This is a genomic window from Actinomadura fibrosa, assembly GCF_900659615.1.
Taxonomy (GTDB): Bacteria; Actinomycetota; Actinomycetes; order Streptosporangiales; family Streptosporangiaceae; genus Spirillospora; species Spirillospora fibrosa.
In genome coordinates this window covers 37,849-56,392 of the sequence record NZ_CAACUY010000044.1, presented here as the reverse complement: position 1 = coordinate 56,392, position 18,544 = coordinate 37,849, and the positions used below count along the sequence as shown (strand labels likewise).

Genomic DNA, 18,544 nt, shown 5'->3' with positions numbered 1-18,544 from the left:
AGCGGCGGCCTCGGGAGCGGCGGGCTCGCTGGCCTACGGCCAGGGCGCCGTCGCGGCGGACGTCGCGGCCGGGACGGGCGGCTCGACCGCCAAGGGCGTCCTGGCCAAGATCGGCGGCACGAAGGGCGCCGCGGCCGGGGCGGGCGCCGTCGCGTCCGCCGTCATCGCCGGCTGGTTCCTCTGGCCGGCCGGGCCCGGCGTCGGCGGGGAGAGCCACGGCGCGCTCCACGGGCATTTCACGCGGCCCGGGATCCTCGTGGGGCAGCCGAACATGCCGGCTTCCGAGACCCCCACGATGGACCTCGACCTCGCGGTCGCACCGGCGCGGGCGAAGCGCGGGACCCTCGTGCGAGCGGTCATCGGGTTCCACGCGCGGACCCCGTGGGGCGGCAGCTACCTGCCTGGCGGTCAGCGGCGCTGCTACGGCGAGAAGGCGAACCGTCCGGACGTCGAGCAGGAGTACGGCTTCGGGTTCGGGGCCGGCTACCCGCCCGGGCTGGGCAAGAAGGAGTCCGTCCTGGCGCTCTACCGGGTCCCCCCGGCGGCGAAGAAGGAGGTCCCGCAGGGCGACAACGCCGTGGTGGTGAAGACGACCAAGGAGGTGACCGGGGAATCGGAGCCCTACGTCCAAGCCCAGTGCGCCTACCTCAGCAAGCGGACCGAGACGCGCACCTTCACCGTTCCCGGCGGCAACGTCCTACCGCCGGGCGACTACCTTGTCGCTCCCATCATGAATCCGCGGTTCGGCCGGACGGCGGGCGTCGGTCCATCGGTCACATCCGAGCAGGCGGGGGCGGTGACCAAGGGGGCGTTGCCGGGGATTCGGGTTCTGGGCGGGTGAGGCGCGCCGCGTTCGGGGACCGGGCACGCGGCGGGCGCTGCTATGATCGCCGCCATTGCGTGGGCGGACGCAGTGACAAGCGCACAGGATCCTCGCCGGCCGGACAGGCGACCCGCACCCTCCCCGGTCCCCCCGCGCCATCGCCAGTGCCGACAACAGCATGTGCCGGCGACCGCACGGGAAGCCGGCCGCGTCGCGGTCACCGCCCGGGGCCGCGGGCCTCCGTACGTCACGAGTGAAGGTTCCCGGTGTTGCCAACCCCTCCCAAGGGCCGACGGCCGAGAGTCGCGCCCGCGCGGGCCGCGATCAGGGGCAACCGGCTGTTCGCGGCGCTGGTCGCCGCGGGCGTGCTGCTGCGCGTCGTCGCGATGCTGGGGTACCCGCCGGCGCTGTGGTTCAACGACAGCTACGACTTCCTCCGGATCGCGAACGACCCGTTCCCGCACCCGCTGCGGTCGGAGGGGTACGGGCTGTTCCTGTGGCTGCTGAAGCCGTTCCACAGCCTGGCCCTGGTGACCGCGTTGCAGCACGGGGCGATCGTCGGGATGGCCGTTCTCGGGTACCGGGCCCTCGTGCGGGACTTCGCGGTGCGGCGGCACTGGGCGGCGCTGGCCCTCGCGCCGATCCTGCTGGACGGCTACCAGATCGAGCTGGAGCACCTGCTCCTGTCGGACACGCTGTTCACGGTGCTGGTGTTCACCGCGGTGCTGCTGCTGGCGCGGCCCGGGTCGGCGGGGTGCCGCCGGACGGCCGCCGCGGGCGGGCTGCTCGGTGTGGCGGCGGTCACGCGGACGGTGGGGGTCCCGCTGATCGTGATCGCGCTGCTGTACCTGCTCGTCCGGCGGACGCGGTGGCCGGCGCTCGCGGCGCTGGCGGCGGCGTTCGTCCTGCCGCTGGGCGGCTACGCGGCGTGGTTCCACCACGACTACGGCCGCGTGGCGCTGACCGGCGCGGACGGCATCTACCTCTGGGGGCGGACGTCGGCGTTCGCGGACTGCGACCGGTACGCGGCGCCGCAGGAGCTCGTCCGGCTGTGCCCGTACGGCGCGCCGGACGACCGGCCCGCCGCGTCCCACCAGATCTGGGAGGACAACTCCCCCACCGGCTGGAAGAACGGGCATCCGTTCGATCCGGAGACCAACGAGAAGGCCCAGGAGTTCGCGCTGTGGGCGATCGGGAACCAGCCGCTCGACTACGCGCGGGTGGTGTCCTACGACTTCTTCGTCCGGACGTTCTCGTGGAACCGGGACCCCTATCCGGTGCTCGGCACGGAGGCGAAGTACCGCTTCCCCGTCCGGCCCGACCGGCAGCGGCCGCTGCCGGTGATCGGCGGCGGCGACCGGCTGTCGGTCGTGCGGGAGTACGAGCACGGCTCGGGGCGCACCCGGGTCGTGAGCCCGTTCGCCGGGTTCATCCGGGGCTACCAGTCGGTCGTGAACGTGCGCGGCTCGATGCTCGGGGTCGTGCTGCTGGCCGGGGCCGCGGGGATCGTGGCGCGGCGGGCGCGGCGCGGGAGCGGGCTGTTCTGGCTGACGGGGACGGCGCTGCTGGCCGTCCCGCCGCTCACCGCGGACTTCGACTACCGGTACCTGCTGCCCGCCCTGCCGTTCGCGTGCCTCGCCGCGGCGATGGGCTGGGGCCGCGGGACCCCGGACGCGGCGCCGGACCCCGAGCCCGTCGAGCCGGGGCCCGCCGAGCGCGAGGCCGAGGTGCAGCCGGCGGGCGCCTGAGCGGTCCCGCAATCCGAGTACGAGAGCGGACGGCTGGGGCGGCGACGAGATCACCGTCCGGCGGCGACCTTCTTCGGGACGACCATGCGCCACGCCTCCTCGACGAGCTCGCGCATCTCGTCCTCGTCGAGCGCCGCCGTCCACGCGTGCACCCAGTTGAAGCGCAGGTCGGACTCGCGCGGCAGGTGGAACTTCGCGGGCTCCGACGCCACGAGCGCGGCCCGCTCCTCCTTGGGGAAGGCGAAGCCCATCACGGTCTCGTCCCGGGAGAAGGCCACGTAGACGATGGAGCCGACGCGGAACTTCACCCGGTCCCTGATCAGGTGCTCCGACGTGCGCGGCAGCGACAGCGCGAGCCGCCGCACCTGCTCCACGGTGATCATCGTGTCCTCCTGTGGCCGGGCCGTCCCCGGGAATGTACGCCGCGTCCCGCATGCCGCAAAATGCTGATCTTGTTAGATTGGCGGGCAGGCGGGCGATGAGGGGACGACGTGAACGAACTGGTGCGCTGGGAGACCGCGAACGGCAGCGTGGTCGTCGAGAGCGACGACCGCGAGCCGGGATTCGCCTCGGTGTCCCGGGGCGGGGGGATCGTCCACGAGGCGCAGGCCCGCTTCGAGGACGCCCTCCGCGACGTCCGGGACGCGGCGGAGGCGGCGCTCGCGACGCTGCGCGGTGGCGCGGTCCGCCCGGACGCCCTGGAGCTGGAGTTCGGCGTCAAGCTCAACGCCGCGGCCGGCGCCGTGATCGCGAAGACCTCCGTCGAGGGCCACCTCAAGGTCAGGATGACCTGGGGCGAGAAGGGGCCCGGGGCCGCGGACGAGGAGTAGCCGCACCGTGGACGACTGGCAGTGGCGGGCCTGGGTCGGGCGTCCGGGCGGCGGCACGCTCGGCGCCGCGTTCCTCGTCGACGCGACCCGGCTGCTGACCTGCGCGCACACCGTCCACGGCATGGACGAGGCGCGCGTCGGCTTCCCGGGCCTCGGCGAGGACCTGCCCGCGAGGGTGATCCCGTGCGGCGGCTGGCGCCGCGCGGGCGACCACGGGGACGTCGCCGTCCTCGAACTGAAGGAGCCCGTCCCGTACACGCCGGCGCGGCTCGCCGGGCCCGAGGAGCTGCACGCCGGCGCCATCGTCGGACGCGAGTTCACCGCCTGCGGGTTCCCGCGCCACTCCCGCGACGACGAGCGGTACGCGCGGCTGACGACCAGCCCGCACCAGCGGATGCGGCGGGAGTGGTGGGAGCTGAAGACCGTCCCCGGCTACCGGCTGGAGGAGGGCTACAGCGGGTCCGCCGTGTACGACGAGCTGACCGGCACCGTGGTCGGCATGGTCACCAACGCCGACTTCCGCGACGGCGACCGCGCCGAGTTCGGCTGGATGCTCCCCGTCTCCCGCATCCGGCGGTACTGGGAGGAGCTGGACGACCTCCTGCCGCTCGGCTGGCTCACCGGCCCGGCGCGGCGCGAGCTGCGGGAGCTGCTGGACGGCGTCGCGTTCACCGGCCCGCTCGGGTCCGCCCTCGGCGCCGTCACGGGCCGCCCGCCCGTGGAGGCGCCCCGCACCGCGTGGGAGTCCGTCCGCGACGTCGCGGAGGGCTGGCCCGAGGACCGGCTCGTCCGCTACCTCGGCGCCCTCGGCCCGCACCTGCCCGCGGACCGGCGGCCTCGCCTCGCCGCCTGGTCGCGGCGGCACCTCGCCTCGGCCGTGCCCGCGCCCGCGGGCGCGCCGGAGCGCGCCGAACCCGCGTCCGTGATCGTCCGGCTGGAGCGGGCGACGTTCGACAACGCCTTCGACGTCACGGTGCACACCTGGATCGACGGCGCCGAAGGCCCCTCCCGGCGGACCGAGCGCGTCCCGGAGCGGCGCGTCCGGGCGGCCGTCGAGGAGGGCGTGGAGCGCTCGCTGCACGCCGTCGTCGGCCGCCGCGGCGAGTGGATGATCGAGTTCGCGGTGCCGGAGGGGTGGCTCGGCCGGCCGTTCGAGGAGTGGCACGTCGACCGCCGCAACCGGATCCCGATGCGCCGGTACCCGGTCGTCGTCCGGGACGTGGAGCGGCTGCGGCCCTACTCCATCCGGCACGACCAGGCCTGGCGGCGCTGGCGGCTGCTGCGCGAGCGGGGCCGCAGCGAGCCCCGCCCGGTCGACTGCGCCGCGCCGCGCAAGGGCACCGCGTTCCAGGACTGGCTGGAGGCCAACGACGACTACTGCGTGCTCGTCTACGGGTCCCGGCCGGTCCGGAGCTGGCTCACCGCCGCGCTGAACAACGGCGTCCCGGTGATGCTGTGGACGCGGACCGCGTGCGACGCCCCCGGGCACGACCACTGCCGCGGCAACCTGCGCGACCTCGCCGGCGCCGTGGCGGACGCGCCTCCCGGCGACCTCCCCCGCATCGCGATGGCCCTGCGCAGGAAGGCCCTCGCCGCGCCGAAGGACCGGCCGCACTGCGGACGCAACCTCACGCTGCTGTGGGACGACCCGTCCCGGCTCCCCGACCCCCCGCTCGGCATGGAGGTATAGGTGCCCGACTGGCTGCTCTACACAGGGAGCCGTCGCCCGCACGACGGCATCGACCGCCTGCCGCCCCCGCCGCCCTGGCGGGCCTTCGACGGCGGCCCCGTCCTGCCGCCCCCGGCGGGCGACTCGGGCAACCCGCACCAGGCCACCACGTACCGGCCGTCGGACGACGCCGTCCAGCAGGTGAACGCCGCGCTGTACCTGCGCCGCCCCCTGCTCGTGACGGGTCCGCCCGGCACCGGGAAGTCCACGCTCGCCTACGCGGTCGCGCACGAGCTGGGGCTCGGGCCCGTCCTGCACTGGCCGATCACCAGCCGGACGACCCTCCGCGACGGCCTCTACCAGTACGACCCGCTGACCCGCCTCTACGCGGCCGGACGCGACGGCACGGCGGCCGGGACCGGGCATGGCGGCGCGCCCGCCGATGAGGACATCGGCCGGTTCATCCGGCTCGGCCCCCTCGGGACCGCGCTGCTCCCCTACCGCCGCCCGCGCGTCCTGCTCGTCGACGAGATCGACAAGAGCGACATCGACCTGCCCAACGACCTGCTCACCGTCTTCGAGAAGGGCGAGTACGAGATTCCCGAGCTGTCCCGGCGCGCGGACCCGTCCGCCGAGGTGATGACCGCCGACGGCCCCCGCGCGCGCGTCGCGGTCACCGCCGGGACGGTCCGCTGCAACGCGTTCCCGCTCGTCGTGATGACCAGCAACGGCGAGCGCGAGTTCCCGCCCGCGTTCCTGCGCCGCTGCGTCACCGTCGAGCTGAGGCAGCCGTCCGGGGAGGCCGAGCTGGCGGCGATCGTGCGGGAGCACCTCGGGCCGCTCGCCGACCGCAGCGACGACCTCGTCCGCCGCTTCTTCGAGCGCTCCACGGCCGGGACGCTGGCCACCGACCAGCTCCTCAACGCCGTCTACCTGTGCGGCCAGACCGGTGTGGCGGACCGGCACGAGCTCGCCGACCGCGTCATGCCCTACCTGTCCGGCCCCGTCGACGACGACGAGTGACCGCCCGTGACGACGTTCGGGACGGTGACGGCGGACGGCGGGCCGCGATGACGATCGACCGGCTGCGGGACGTCCTCACCGCGATCGGGCCGCCGGACGCGCCCCCGAACGCCCGGGACGTCAGCGAGGTGCTCTGGCTCGCCTGCCACATCGCGAGCACGGAGGAACCGGTTCCGGGACCGGCTCCTCCAGATGCCCCTCAGGCCCCGGCCGGAGCCCGCGAGAACCTAGGACCCGAGCCGCCCGCTGTCGCGCCCACGCCCGCCGAGCAGGTCGCGGAGCCGCGTGCCGCGCTGCATCCGCGTCCCGCGGCCCCTGCGGCAGAACCCGCCACCGGGACGGAGCCGGTCGGCGAGGCCGCGGAGATCCTCGTCCCCACGGCGCCCATGTTGGCCGATCCCCTTGGCGTGCAGCGCGCACTCCGGCCGCTCAAGCGCCGCGTTCCGTCCTCGCGCCGACGCGAGCTGGACGAGGAGGCGACCGCCGCCCGCATCGCCCACACTGGCGTGTGGACGCCCGTCCTCGTCCCCGCGCCCGAACGCTGGCTGACGCTCTCCCTGGTCGTCGACTCCGGCCCGACCATGCGGCTCTGGCGCCCCCTCGCCCGCGAACTCGCCGAGACCCTCCTCCGCCAGGGCGCCTTCCAGGACGTGCACGTCAGCCACCTCGACACCACCGGCCGCGTCGCCGCGACGCCCGGCGCCCCGCCCGAGGACCCCGGCGCCCTCCTGCCCGCGTCCGGACGGCACGCGGTCCTCGTCCTCAGCGACTGCTCCGGACCGCACTGGTGGAACGGGCGCGCGACCCGCGCCGTCCGCCGCTGGGCCCGGACCGCGCCCACCGCGATCCTCCAGCCCCTCGCCGAGCGCCTCTGGCGGCGCACCGCGGCCCCCGCCGCGCCCGGCCGCGCCGCCCTTCCCCGCCCCGGCGCACCGAACACCGACCTCCTGTTCAGCCCGTACGACGGCGCCCCACCCGACGGCGTCCCCGTCCCCGTGCTGGAGGTCGCGCCGCGCTGGCTCGGCGCCTGGGCCCTCCTGGTCGCCGGCGCGGGACCGCAACCGGCCGCGATCGCGTCCCTGCCGTCCCGCCCGCCCGGCACGGCCCCGGTCGCCCGCGAGCAGGACCTCCCGGTCGCCGACCGCGTCCGCCGCTTCCTCGCCACCGCCTCCCCCGGCGCCGCCGAACTCGCCGCGCACGTCGCCGTCTCCGTCCCGTCCCTGCCGGTCATGCGGCTCATCCAGCACCGCGTCCTCGACGGAACCGGCCCCGGCCAGCTCGCCGAGGTCCTGCTCAGCGGCCTGCTGCGCCCGGACGGCGGCGCCCGCTACGCGTTCGTCCCCGGGGCCCGCGAGGCCCTCCTCGACACGCTCCCGCGTCCCGAGGCCCAGCACACCCGCCACGTCCTCGAAGCGGTCTCCACCGAGATCGAGCGGCGCGCCGGGACGATGGCCGACACCTTCCGCGCGCTCCTGCCCGCCGACGGCGGTCCCGTCCGCCTGACCGCCGACACCGACCACTTCGCCCTGGTCACCCCCGAAACCCTCACCACCCTCGCCCCCTCCCAAGCCGGCAGGGACCGGCTGGAACCGCGGCCGCCCTCCGGACCGCCCGACCTGCTCGCCCTCCTCGATACTCCGGTGGACGAGCTGACCGGCCCGGACTGGTACCGGCCCCCGCATCCCACGATCGTCGGAGTGGACGAGTCGGGCGATCCGGTCTGGCTGGACATCCTGCGCGGTGGCCCGCCCACCGGGCACGGGACGATCACCGGTCCCCGCGAGAGCCGCGACCGCGTGCTGAGGACGATCATCATGAGCCTCGCCCTGAGCCACTCGCCGCACACGGTCGCGTTCGCGTTCGTCGACTCCTCCGGCGGCGCGTCCTTCGTCGGGCTCGGCGCTCTGCCGCACGTCGCCGCTGCGGTCCACGGCCTGTTCCCCGATTCGTCCGTCCTCGGCGAGCTGCCGCGCGTGCTGCGGGCCGAGCAGCGGCGCCGTGCGTCGGTGCTCGCGGACGCCGGCTTCAGCATCTGGCCGGAGTATCAAGCGGCGATCGCCCGGGGACGCGTGCTCGACCCGCTGCCCGCTCTGATCATCGTCCTCGACGGCACCGGCCCGCTGCTGGACGCCAGGCCCGATCTGCTCCGCCCGCTCGTCGACCTCGCCAGCGACGAGGACGTCGGCATCCGGTTCATCTTCTGCTCCCCACCCGAGTCCAGCGTCCCGCAGCCCCTTCTGGACTTGGCGGCCTGGGTGATCCGCACCCCTGGCCGAGAGGCGGGCGGCGAATACGTCCTCGCTGCGGCGCGAGCGGAACCGCCCGGCGGGGAGGTCCGGTTCCGACCGGCTCATATAGCGCTCAACGACAGCGATCCGCTCGTGCAGGCGATGCTGCAACGCGGGTTGCGCGCGACCAAGCTCCCCTGGCCGACCTCACCGGCTCCTGCCCCGCCACAGCCCGCCCCCGCAGCGGCTCCCCGCCAGGTCGTGATCGGGACCACCCGCGATGGCAGGCCCGTCCACCTCGATCCGCTCGACCCTTCTGCGGACGTGCCGCACGGCTTGATCGTCGGCGAAGGTGAAGCGCGGCAACGTGCTGTCCGCAGCGTCGTGAGGGCACTGACCATCGCCTACTCGCCCGCGGAACTCGGGATCGTGTTCGCGGGCCTCGGCGAGCACCCGCTCGGCCGGGATGTCGATATCCCTCATCGAAGGCACTCCTACGAGGAACTTCTTGGAGACCCGGGGTCGCTCCGGAGCTTCCTCGATGTCGTGGCGGAGGAACTCGCCGCCCGGGAACATGCCGGGCGCTCCGAACCGCCGTCCGGGCGCCTGCTCGTGGTGGTGGACCTGTCGCTGACCTTCCCGGCGAGCAGGCCCGTGATCGGCACAGCGCTTCTCGCGCTCGCGCAGCGCGGCGAGGCCATGGGCATCCATCTGCTGCTGTCCTCCTCCACCGCGGAGAGGACCACGATCTGGGCGCGCTTCCTGCCGATGCTCCGCTGGCGCATCGCCGCGAGCCCGCTGCCTCCCGCCGTGACACAGGACGTCATGGGCCGTCCGCGCCTGGACTTCCCGACCGCCCGCACCGCCCGCGCCGCCCATCTGAGGATCAGGAACGCCTCCCCCACGTCCTTCGAACTGCCCGATGAACCGGCGGAAGCGTGGGACGACGAGGGCACGGCCGTCCTTACCCGGCTGTTGTGGGAGCTTGAGCAGGGCAAGGAGAAGCGGACGATCGCCAGGCCGCTCCGGGGGCTCATCAAGGTGGAGCACGAGGCGTTCCGGACCGGGCAGTCGCCGGGGCCGCGGCACCTGGTCCTGTACGGCCCCATCGAGTCGGACATGAGGCGCTTGGCCCGGCTTTACGGGCGGATGCTGTCCGAGCTGGGCGTCCTGCCGCGGCCCGATGTGACGGAGCTGTCGTGGCACGCGATGGTGGCGCGCCACGGCGCCGGGTCCGCCGCATCGGAGATCGGCGAGACGCTCCGTACGGCGGGAGGCGGGATCCTCCTTCTGCACGGCGCCGACGGGATCGCATCGGACATCGAAGGGCTGGGGCCGAGCAGGCGGGAATCGGCGCTGGTGTTCTCGCTCATCGAGCTCTTCGAGGAGCACGCGGACGACACCGTGGTCATCCTCAGCGGCGAGCGCCCGGGCCTGGACCGGCTTCTCGGCGACCATCCGAGACTCCGCCGCCTGTTCCCGCGGGCTCTCGTCCTGTCGCCCGGGCGGAGCGACCGCCGCGGGTCCGATCTGCCCGACGAGCTTCATGTCGACGAGTTGCCCGCGGTCACGGATCGAGGGATCCCGATCGGTATCGCGAACGGCTCACACGAACCCGTGCGGGTGGCTCCCGACATCGGTCCGCCGCTGTTGGTCATCGGGTCCCCCGGCGTCGGGCGAACGAACCTCGTCCACCTGATCCTCAACGGGATGGCGCAGCAGGCCGACCCGGACACGGCGGTGTACGTGTTCGACCCGCGCGGGTCGCTGCGCGGGCTGGCGACCGAGTTCGGGCTGGACTCCCCCGTTCCGCCCGGCGTCCGGTACACCGAGTCCACAGGCGTGTTCGCGGATCTCCTCGCTGAGGCCGTGGCCCGCCTGCCCGCGGCGAGCCTCGTCGTCGCGATCGACCGCGGTCCGCCGCTCGACGGCGATCCGCTGGAGAGGCTGGTGCCGGACCTGCGCGCGCTGCACGACGGCAACCTCCGCCTGCTGGTCGTGCGCCGTCCCCGGCTGCCCGGCGAGATGCCCGACCCGGTGGTCACCGCTCTGCACGACCTCGGGGCCGCCGCGCTGTTCATGGGGGTCTGCGACGGGCAGGAGGCCGATCTGTTCGCGGCCCGGCTTCCGGACGAGCCGCTTCCGGTCGGGCGCGCGCTGCTCGTCCAGGGGGACGCGCAGCAGCTCGTCCAGACCGCGCACGCCGCTCCGGGAGGCGACGGGCGCTGAGTTTTGCATCGATCGGTCCATAACTGTTACGGTCGGGCCATGGCGCGACCGCGGAAGTTCGAGGAGGAGCGGGCCGTCGACGCCGCGATGCGGGCGTTCTGGACGGCCGGGTACGAGGCGACCTCGACGCAGGACCTGTGCGAGGCGACCGGGCTCGGGCGCAGCAGCATCTACAACACGTTCCGGAGCAAGCACGACCTGTTCGAGAAGGCCCTCGACCGGTACATGGCGGGCAAGAACGCGGCGACCTTCGCGCTGCTGGAGACCGACCTGCCCGCGCGGGAGCGGCTGCGGACGATGCTGGAGCGGACGGCGGAGGGCGAGGCCGGCGATCCGGCCGGGTGCCTCGTCGTCAACTCGCTGGTGGAGCTGGCGCCGCGCGATCCGGACATCGCCGCGCGGCTGAAGCGCGATGAAGAGCTGCGCGTCGCGGCGCTGCGGGCGGTGATCGAGTCGGGGATGCGGGCGGGTGAGATCGACCCGGGCAAGGACGCGACGGCGCTGGCGCACTTCGTCATCGCGACGATCAGCGGGATGCGGGTCGCCGCGCGCGGCGGCGCCGGGCGGGAGACGCTCGACGCGATCGCGGAGACCGCGATGACCGCGATCTGAGCTCGGAGAGGGCGGCCGGTGGGCCGCCCTCTCGCACGGCCAAGTTTTGAACTGATCAGTCTAAAACTGGAAGGGGACGATCCATGCCGCTCGCCGTCTACATGCTGGGGCTGGCGATCTTCGCGCAGGGGACCTCGGAGCTGATGCTCGCGGGGCTGCTGCCGGAGATGGCCGCGGACCTCGGCGTGTCCGTCCCGGACGCGGGGCTGCTCATCTCCGCGTTCGCGATCGGGATGCTCGCCGGGGCGCCGGTCCTCGCGGTGCTGACGCTGCGCTGGCCGCACCGGCGGGCGCTGCTGGTGTTCCTCGCGCTCTTCGTGGCCATGCACGTCGCGGGGGCGCTGACCCCCGGGTACGGGGTCCTGTTCGCGACGCGCGTGGCCGCGGCGTTCGTCTACGCCGGGTTCTGGGCGGTGGCGGCGGTCGCGGCGGTCGGCCGGGTGCCCGCGGACGCGCGCGCCAGGGCCATGGGGATCGTCGCGGGCGGGCTGACGATCGCGGGCGTGGTCGGGCTGCCGGCCGGGACGGCGATCGGCCAGCATCTCGGGTGGCGCGCGGCCTTCTGGACGGTCGCGGCGCTGTCGGCGCTGTCCATGGTGGGGATCGCGGCGACCATCCGTGGTGGCGGCCCGGCGGGGCCGGTCTCCCGGGTCCGGGACGAGCTGCGCGCGATGGCCGCGCCCCGGCTGTGGGCCGCGTACGGCACGACCGCCCTGTCCGTCGGGGCCGTCCTGGTGACCTTCAGCTACCTCGGGGCGATGCTCACCGACACGACCGGGCTCGCGGAGCGGTGGGTGCCCGCGGTGCTGGCGCTGTACGGGGCCGGGTCGTTCCTCGGCATCGCCGTCGGCGGACGCACGTCCGACGGGCACCCGGCGCGGACGCTGTACGCCGGGAACGCGGGGGTCGTCGCCGTGTCGGTGCTGCTGGCGCTGACCGCGGGCTCGCCGGTGCCGGCGATCGCGCTCGTGTTCCTGCTGGGCGCGTTCGGGTTCGTGACCAACCCGGCCCTCAACGCCCGGGTGTTCGCGCTGGCGGGCGACGCGCCGACGCTGGCCGCCGCGACGAACGTGTCCGCCTTCAACGTCGGCATCACCGTCGCGCCGTGGCTCGGCGGGCTGGCGATCGGCGCGGGACTCGGCTACCCGTCCACGGCGTGGATCGGCGCGGGGCTCGGCGCCGCCGCGATCGGGACGGTGGCGCTCGGCCAGGTCCGGACCGGCCGGGCGGCGGAGGCGGATCGCCCGGTGGTCAACGTCTGAGATCGGAGGGCGGCGCCGGCCTCAGGCGCAGGGTTCGGCGGGCGTGCCCCACAGGGCGCGCTTGCCGGCGTGCTCGGAGACCGTCCAGATGCGGTTCTGGCCGCGGAAGCAGGACAGGTCCTCCGGCCCGTAGGACGCGGCGCGGTGCAGGACGTCGGCCCAGCCCGCCCGGGTGCGGTAGGTCAGCAGCAGCTGCCCGCGCCGCGAGCGCGAGCCGCTGTCGCGGTTGCGGGAGAACCACCAGTACCCGTTCGTCCGGACGCCGCCCTGGATCTTGTCGTCCGGAAGGGTCGCGGCCCAGCTCGCGCGGGCCAGGGACCCGGAGCCGCCCAGGCCCCACCCCTCCCGCAGGGGCCAGGTGACCACGCGGCCCAGGGGGCGCTTGGCGCCGCAGTACTCCCCGGCGGCGAGGACGGGCCGCCGCCCTCCGGTGCGGTCGATCGAGACCCAGGACGTGCGGAGCGGGCCGGTGCCGCGGCACCGGTCCACCGGCGCGAGGCCGCTGGTGTAGTGCCAGTTCCCCGTCTGCGGCATGACGTAGCGGTAGCCGCGCGCGTGGTACTTCCCGCCGTACAGGCCGACCTGGCCGCCCGCGGCGGACCCGGCCCGGCTCCGCGCCAGGTCGTAGATGTGCGACATGTCGAACTCGCGGAGGCCGGCGCGCGTGTCCGCGACGTACAGCCTGTTCCCGAACCACGCGATGCCGCCCGCGTGGACACCGATGTCCTCGTAGGTCGCCAGGCCGCCCCGTATCACCGGCTGGACGAGCAGGACGTGCCGGTACGTGCCCCGGGACGGGTTCACGAACGAGACCCGGATGCCTCTGCGCGCGTACCAGGAGACCAGCAGCGCCGTGCCGCCCCACTCCTCGTCCGCCGTGGCGTCGGAGACGCTCGACACGCCCTGCGGGACCCACGCTCTGGTCGTGGAGTCCTCGCGGTCCCAGCAGAGCACCAGCGAGTCGGACGGGACGCCCGCCGCCCGGGCGCAGCCGTGGGCGATCCTGCTCTGCCCGGACGATTCGAGCACCGCGCTCACATCGGAGCGGGCGAGCCTCCGGTCGAGCATGCGGATCGGCGCGGCGAAGCCGGTGCCGCGGCGCAGGTCGAAGTCGGCGAGGCGCGGGCCGGCGGGGGCGGTGGGCGCGGTCACGGTCCCGGCGGTCACGGTGCGAGCGGCGACGGTTCGGATGGTGACGGCGCGGGTGTCCGCCGGATCCTGGCGGGCGGGCTTCTCGGCGCCGGACGCGCCCGCCGCCAAGACCGCCGCCAGGACGATCGGCGGGAGGGCGGCCGCGAGGATCGCGACGTCCGGACGGAGGACCCGGTCGCTCACACCATGACGCATGATCATCACAGAGTGCAACATATCCAAGTCGCGGACGTTCAACCGCGTCCGGCGGGGCGGTCTCCGGAGACCGCCCCGCCGGCTGCCGGGATCAGGGCAGCAGGCACGTCCCGGCGGCGGTCTTGGACGGGTCGCTCTCCGAGGCCGCGGTCACCTGGAGCCTCGCGCCGTGCCGGGCACCCGGCGCGGCCTTCGCCCAGACGTCCACCTTCGTGCGGCCCTGCGCGGGCGCGGTCGCCAGCGCGTTCGGCAGCCAGGCCGTCCAGCCGCGCCCGGAGACGGCGGCCTTGAGCCGGAACACGTCGGAGCCGTGGTAGCCGGACCCGCCCCTGCCCGTGTTCCGCAGGTCGACCGTGCACTTCGCCCAGCCGGACCCGGCCGGCCGCGCGATGCCCGAGCCGAGCCTGACGCCGCGGCGCTGCGGGCCCGCGCCGTCCAGCGAGCGGATCGCGACGGTGTAGGACAGCACGCCCCTGCGGTCGCGCTTCACGTTCAGGATGTAGAAGTGCAGGCGGTTCTCCACGTCGGTGTACTCGTACTCGCTGCCGGAGTCGGTGCCCGCGTGGTAGAGCGCGTCCGAGAGCTGCCGGTAGTCACCGATGGTCATCTTCTGCGGCGTCCCGTCCGGGCGGACGAAGTCGACCTTGTCGATGTCCTGCGGGTTCGCGTCCTTGATCCAGATGAACGGGGCGTCGTCCTCGTTCTTCGTCTTCGCCAGCAGGACGCCGGAGTCGGGCGTGAACGAGTCGAAGCCCATCCGGTCGACGACCTCCAGCGTGTAGTTGTCGTACTTGTGCGCCGCGTCGCCGTCGCACAGCGGGTCCGCGGACGGGTCGCAGGCGGGGCTCTTGTCGCCGCCCGCGCCGAGCTTCAGGTTGATGCCGGCGAGGTCGTGCTTGCCCGGCTCGACGGAGCGCGCGGTCACGGTGGCGACGACCGTCCCGTCCGTTGGGAGGGTGTCGCGGTTGAGCTGGAGCACCTTGGCCGGGTCGACGATGCCGAGCTTCAGCTTGTTGCGGAGCGTGTGCTGCGCGCCCATGGACGCGCCGCTCGTGGCGGGGATCGTCCACCGGGTGTGCGGGCCGCCGGGCCCGTTGAAGCTGCCGCGGCTCAGCATCTCCCACGGCCCCGTGTAGGCGCGGCGCGGCGGGATGCCGTACGGGTTGTTGTAGTTGTCGCCGATGCCCAGGATGTGGCTGAACTCGTGGGCGAAGACCGCCATGCCGGAGCTCTCCGCCTGGGTGGAGCTGCCCGGGACGGCGTTGGGCCAGATCGTCGAGCCCGCCTGCCAGGACGTCCACTCGACGTACCGCGTCTTCACCCAGTTGGGGAGGGCCGGGTCGCCGGAGCCCCACTCCGGGGGCACGTCCTCCTTGGTGGTGAACTTCATCTGCCCGAACTCCTGCCAGGTGGACGACTCGTCCTGGCCGGCGCTGAGGAAGAAGACGAAGTCGAACTGCTTGGCGGTCTCCTCGCCGACGTCGGCGATCCACGCGGCGCGCGCGTCGGCGCGGATGTCGCGCCTGCACGTGTCGCCCGCGGGGCAGCCGGTCCCGCCCTGGAAGCCGTCGACGCCGTACTCGTGGTCCTTGGCGGGCATCCGGTACGCGCCGAACCCCGTCAGGTCCACGCCGTACCGCCCGCCGGAGTCCTCCATCCAGTACTCGTGGAGGGTGTGCCCGTGGTTGAGGGCCTGCGGCCTGTTCAGGAAGTCCTGGTAGAACTTCGCGACCTGGCCGCGCGGGACGTCGCCGACCACGGTGGGGTTGCCGAAGATGGTCGAGTTCTTCGGCTGCGTCACCACGAACGGCTGGTTGTCGTAGTCCACGAGGACGACGGCGCCCTTGAAGTTCTTGACCGACCCCTTCCGCGCCGGGTCGGCCCACGAGGTCCCGGGGACGGGCTTGTAGTCGTCCCAGGTCATCGTGTCGGGCAGCTCGTAGTTCTGGGGGTCGATCGGACGCGGGGCTCCCGCGGGGTAGCGGCGGGCGTCCTGGGTCCGCTGCCACGGCTGCGTCCGCGGCCAGTGCCGCATCTGCCACGGGTTGGGGGTGGGATCCGGGATCGAAGGTCTCGCCTGCGCGGTGGCCGGGGCGGCGGCGAGTCCGGCGAGCAGCAGCGTCACCGCCGCGGGCACCGGGAGAAGCCGAGTGGCGCGCATGTCTCCCCTGTCTCAGTCGTTGCCGAGAACGTAAGGACAGGGGACATAGCGGATCAATAGGCGACTTAGACGACTTGTACGGATCGTGTTGGCAGGTGACGCCAGAGACCGATCCCGACCACCCCGGACGCGCCGGACGCGCCGTGCCCGCGCGCCCGCCCCGGACGCCGTCCGGCTCCGGTCAGAGGAGGGCGCGCTCCGCCACGACGATGCCGTCCTCGTCGCTGTAGAGCCAGTCGCCCGGACGGAACTCGACGCCGCCGAAGGTCACCGGGACGTCCACCTCGCCCGCGGCGTCCTTGGCGCTCTTGCGCGGGTTGGAGCCGAGCGCCTTGGCGCCGAGGTCGAGCGTCCGCAGCGTCGCCACGTCCCGGACCACGCCGTTGATGACGACCCCGCCCCAGCCGTTCTCGACCGCCGCCGCCGCGATGAGGTCGCCCATCAGCGCGGACGCCAGCGAGCCGCCGCCGTCCACGACCAGGACGCGCCCGTCGCCGGGGCTGTTGAGCAGCCGCTTCACGAGCCCGTTGTCGCGGAGGCAGCGCACCGTCGCGACCGGGCCCGCGAACGCGGTGCGGGCCCCGTACTGCCGGAACTGCGTCTCGCAGCTCCGCAGCTCGTCTCCGAAGTCGTCGATGAGGTCAGCGGTCGCGAAATCCATGCCCGGCAGCCTACTGGGCGGTAACCCAGAGGTGGCGCGTCGGCCCGTCGTGCCGGGCGGCCGGGGACGTTAGGCTCGACCAAGATCAGGCACGCCGCACACCGGCCTGTCCCCCCCCAGGAGGCCGCCATGCAGTCCCCCGCCTCGCGCACCCCGGCGCCCGCGCCGCTGGAACCGGGCGATCCCGCGCTGATCGGCGGCTACCGGGTGCTGGCCCGGCTCGGCGGCTCCGGCCGGACGTACCTCGCGACGACGCAGAGCGGGCGGCGGCTCGCGATCACCCGCTTCCCCGCCCGGTACGCGGACGACCCGGCCCTGCGGCGCGGCCTGAAAGCGCGGATCGCGGCGGCCCAGCGCGCGCGGAGCCCGTTCCTCGCCGCCGTGGTGGACGGGCACGCCGACGAGTCCGGCGCCTGGGCCGCGGCCGAGTACGCGCCCGGCCCCTCGCTGGAGGACGCGATCACCGAGACGGGCCCGCTGCCGGTCGCGGCCGTCCGGGCGCTGGTCGGCGCGCTGGCCCGCGCCCTTCAGGCCGTCCACGAAGCGGACCATGCCCTCGGCGACCTCTCGCCCTCGCGCGTCTTCCTGACGGAGGACGGGCCGCGCGTCTCCGCCCTCGGACAGCCCGGCGAGGAGCCGCCCGCGTCCCGCGCCGGGGACGTGCTCCGCCTCGGCCGCGTGGCGCTGTTCGCCGCGACCGGCCGCGAGGACTTCCCCGAGCCGTCACCCGCCGGGGAGCCGGAGCCGCCCGGGTGCCCGGACGAGCTGCGCGGGCTCGTCGAGCGCTGCCTCGCCGACGATCCCGGCGAGCGTCCGGAGCCGAGCGCCGTCATCGCCGCACTGGAGGAGGAGCCTCCCGCCGAGGGCTGGCTCCCGCCCGACATCGCCGCGCTTCTGCCCGCCTACCTGGCCGAACCGCCCGCGCGCGGCGACGACCCGGCGGCGGACAAGGCGACTCCCTCGGAGGCCGCCGAGCCGCCGGGGAACGCCGCGTCGAAGGCGGCGCCGGTAACGGCGCCCGACCTGGTCCCGGCGTCCGGTGAGCGCGCGGCGGCGCGGCAGCGGCCCGTCCTCCTGCCGCCCGCCGGACCTCCGCCACCACCCGGGCGGCACGCATTCGCCTCGCGGCACGGGACGGCGCCCCAGGTCCTTCGCGGGGCGGCTCCGGCGGGAGGGCCGTCCGCGCCTCCGGCGGGCGGCGCCGCCCTGGTGGCCGCGCTCGGCGTCGCCGGCCTCGCGATCGTGGCCTTCGCGGTGTTCCTGCTCCTGCTCTCCTGACCGGTTCCGGCCGGACGCCGGCCGGCCGGGCGCCGGTCAGCCGGCCGGGGCGTCGGTCGGGCGGCCGATCAGCCGGGACAGCACGATCGCGGTCTTCGTGGCGGTGATGTTGTCCTCGCGCCGCAGCCGCTCCAGGGCCTGCTCCAGGTGCTGGATGTCGCGCGCCCGGACGTGCACGAGCGCGCTCGCGTCGCCGCTGATCGTGTACGCCGCGACGACCTCGGGATGGCCGCGGACGCTGGAGTAGATCTCCTCCGGGGACGTCGCGCCGGTGCAGAAGATCTCGATGAACGCCTCGGTCGTCCAGCCGAGCGCGGCCGGGTCCACGACCGCGGCGAAGCCGTTGATGACGCCGTCCGCCCGGAGCCGGTCGACGCGCCGCTTCACCGCCGGGGCGGACAGCCCGACCCGGTCCCCGATCTGTGCGTACGAGGCGCGGCCGTCCTCCAGGAGCCGCGCAACGATTCGACGGTCAAGCTCGTCAAGACGCAACAAATAACACCCCCCAAGTCGGTTTTCGTCATTGGTCGTCGGTTGATGCCGAACATACGCTGTGCACGGGACCGGCGGCCACCCGCACCGGCCGGTTCTCCCCCCTCGGCACCGGCCCCCCGTCCGGTGTCCCCGCGTTGCCCCGGCCCACCAGGCCGGGCCGAGCCCCGAAGGAGCGTCG

Annotated in this window: 14 protein-coding genes; 9 read left to right on the top strand and 5 right to left on the bottom strand. The window is 74.4% G+C overall.

From position 1 onward, the window contains the following. Both E1300_RS50100 and E1300_RS17775 read left to right on the top strand, forming a co-directional pair. Nucleotides 1-841: hypothetical protein (locus tag E1300_RS50100; RefSeq protein ID WP_207399806.1), on the top strand; the 841-nt coding region annotated here is incomplete at its 5' end. 251 nt (nt 842-1,092) lie between these two features. Then, entirely contained in the window at nt 1,093-2,571 is a 1,479-nt protein-coding gene (locus tag E1300_RS17775) for a hypothetical protein (RefSeq protein ID WP_131758131.1), read from the top strand. Nucleotides 2,572-2,621: 50 nt separating this feature from the next. On the opposite strand, the gene E1300_RS17770 is transcribed toward E1300_RS17775, so the two are convergent. Then, on the bottom strand, nt 2,622-2,954 hold the full coding sequence (locus tag E1300_RS17770) for an MmcQ/YjbR family DNA-binding protein (protein ID WP_131758130.1): 333 nt from the start codon (nt 2,952-2,954) through the stop codon (nt 2,622-2,624). A 108-nt stretch (nt 2,955-3,062) separates the two neighbouring features. Between E1300_RS17770 and E1300_RS17765 the strand changes: the two genes are divergently transcribed. From E1300_RS17765 to E1300_RS17740, 6 genes are all read left to right on the top strand, one after another. Then, a complete protein-coding gene (locus E1300_RS17765) occupies nt 3,063-3,401 on the top strand; it encodes a CU044_2847 family protein (protein ID WP_242619211.1) in 339 nt (112 codons plus the stop codon). Nucleotides 3,402-3,408: 7 nt separating this feature from the next. Then, nucleotides 3,409-5,091, top strand: coding sequence for a VMAP-C domain-containing protein (locus E1300_RS17760; protein ID WP_131758129.1), 1,683 nt, complete (start codon nt 3,409-3,411; stop codon nt 5,089-5,091). Further along, nucleotides 5,092-6,093: an AAA family ATPase gene (locus tag E1300_RS17755; RefSeq protein ID WP_131758128.1), complete on the top strand. Its 1,002-nt coding sequence runs from the start codon at nt 5,092-5,094 to the stop codon at nt 6,091-6,093. Then, complete coding sequence (locus E1300_RS17750; RefSeq protein ID WP_131758127.1) at nt 6,090-10,550, top strand: SAV_2336 N-terminal domain-related protein; 4,461 nt, start codon at nt 6,090-6,092, stop codon at nt 10,548-10,550. Before E1300_RS17755 ends, E1300_RS17750 begins: the two co-directional genes overlap by 4 nt. A 39-nt stretch (nt 10,551-10,589) precedes the next feature. Next, complete coding sequence (locus E1300_RS17745; RefSeq protein ID WP_131758126.1) at nt 10,590-11,162, top strand: TetR/AcrR family transcriptional regulator; 573 nt, start codon at nt 10,590-10,592, stop codon at nt 11,160-11,162. 83 nt (nt 11,163-11,245) lie between these two features. Next, nucleotides 11,246-12,424, top strand: a complete 1,179-nt coding sequence (locus tag E1300_RS17740; protein ID WP_131758125.1) for a Cmx/CmrA family chloramphenicol efflux MFS transporter — start codon at nt 11,246-11,248, stop codon at nt 12,422-12,424. 21 nt (nt 12,425-12,445) lie between these two features. Here E1300_RS17740 and E1300_RS17735 read toward each other — a convergent pair whose 3' ends face one another. From E1300_RS17735 to rraA, 3 genes are all read right to left on the bottom strand, one after another. Then, nucleotides 12,446-13,759 carry a hypothetical protein gene (locus E1300_RS17735; protein WP_131758124.1) on the bottom strand — a complete coding sequence of 438 codons (1,314 nt, stop codon included), beginning with the start codon at nt 13,757-13,759 and terminating at the stop codon, nt 12,446-12,448. Nucleotides 13,760-13,862: 103 nt separating this feature from the next. Further along, on the bottom strand, nt 13,863-15,932 hold the full coding sequence (locus E1300_RS17730) for a M6 family metalloprotease domain-containing protein (protein ID WP_131758123.1): 2,070 nt from the start codon (nt 15,930-15,932) through the stop codon (nt 13,863-13,865). Between the two features lie 181 nt (nt 15,933-16,113). Next, the gene (rraA, locus tag E1300_RS17725) at nt 16,114-16,593 is read right to left on the bottom strand and encodes a ribonuclease E activity regulator RraA (RefSeq protein ID WP_131758122.1); all 480 of its coding nucleotides are present in this window, start codon (nt 16,591-16,593) and stop codon (nt 16,114-16,116) included. Between the two features lie 129 nt (nt 16,594-16,722). Between rraA and E1300_RS17720 the strand changes: the two genes are divergently transcribed. Continuing rightward, a complete protein-coding gene (locus tag E1300_RS17720; RefSeq protein ID WP_131758121.1) occupies nt 16,723-17,871 on the top strand; it encodes a protein kinase family protein in 1,149 nt (382 codons plus the stop codon). Nucleotides 17,872-17,907: 36 nt separating this feature from the next. On the opposite strand, the gene E1300_RS17715 is transcribed toward E1300_RS17720, so the two are convergent. Next, nucleotides 17,908-18,363, bottom strand: a complete 456-nt coding sequence (locus E1300_RS17715; RefSeq protein WP_131758120.1) for an Lrp/AsnC family transcriptional regulator — start codon at nt 18,361-18,363, stop codon at nt 17,908-17,910. Nucleotides 18,364-18,544: the final 181 nt, after the last annotated feature.

Coding starts and splice junctions, on each gene's coding strand:
- E1300_RS17770 (WP_131758130.1), bottom strand. CDS start 2,954: ATGATCACCGTGGAGCAGGTGCGGCGGCTCGCGCTGTCGCTGCCGCGC.
- E1300_RS17745 (WP_131758126.1), top strand. CDS start 10,590: ATGGCGCGACCGCGGAAGTTCGAGGAGGAGCGGGCCGTCGACGCCGCG.
- E1300_RS17740 (WP_131758125.1), top strand. CDS start 11,246: ATGCCGCTCGCCGTCTACATGCTGGGGCTGGCGATCTTCGCGCAGGGG.
- E1300_RS17730 (WP_131758123.1), bottom strand. CDS start 15,932: ATGCGCGCCACTCGGCTTCTCCCGGTGCCCGCGGCGGTGACGCTGCTG.
- rraA (WP_131758122.1), bottom strand. CDS start 16,593: ATGGATTTCGCGACCGCTGACCTCATCGACGACTTCGGAGACGAGCTG.
- E1300_RS17720 (WP_131758121.1), top strand. CDS start 16,723: ATGCAGTCCCCCGCCTCGCGCACCCCGGCGCCCGCGCCGCTGGAACCG.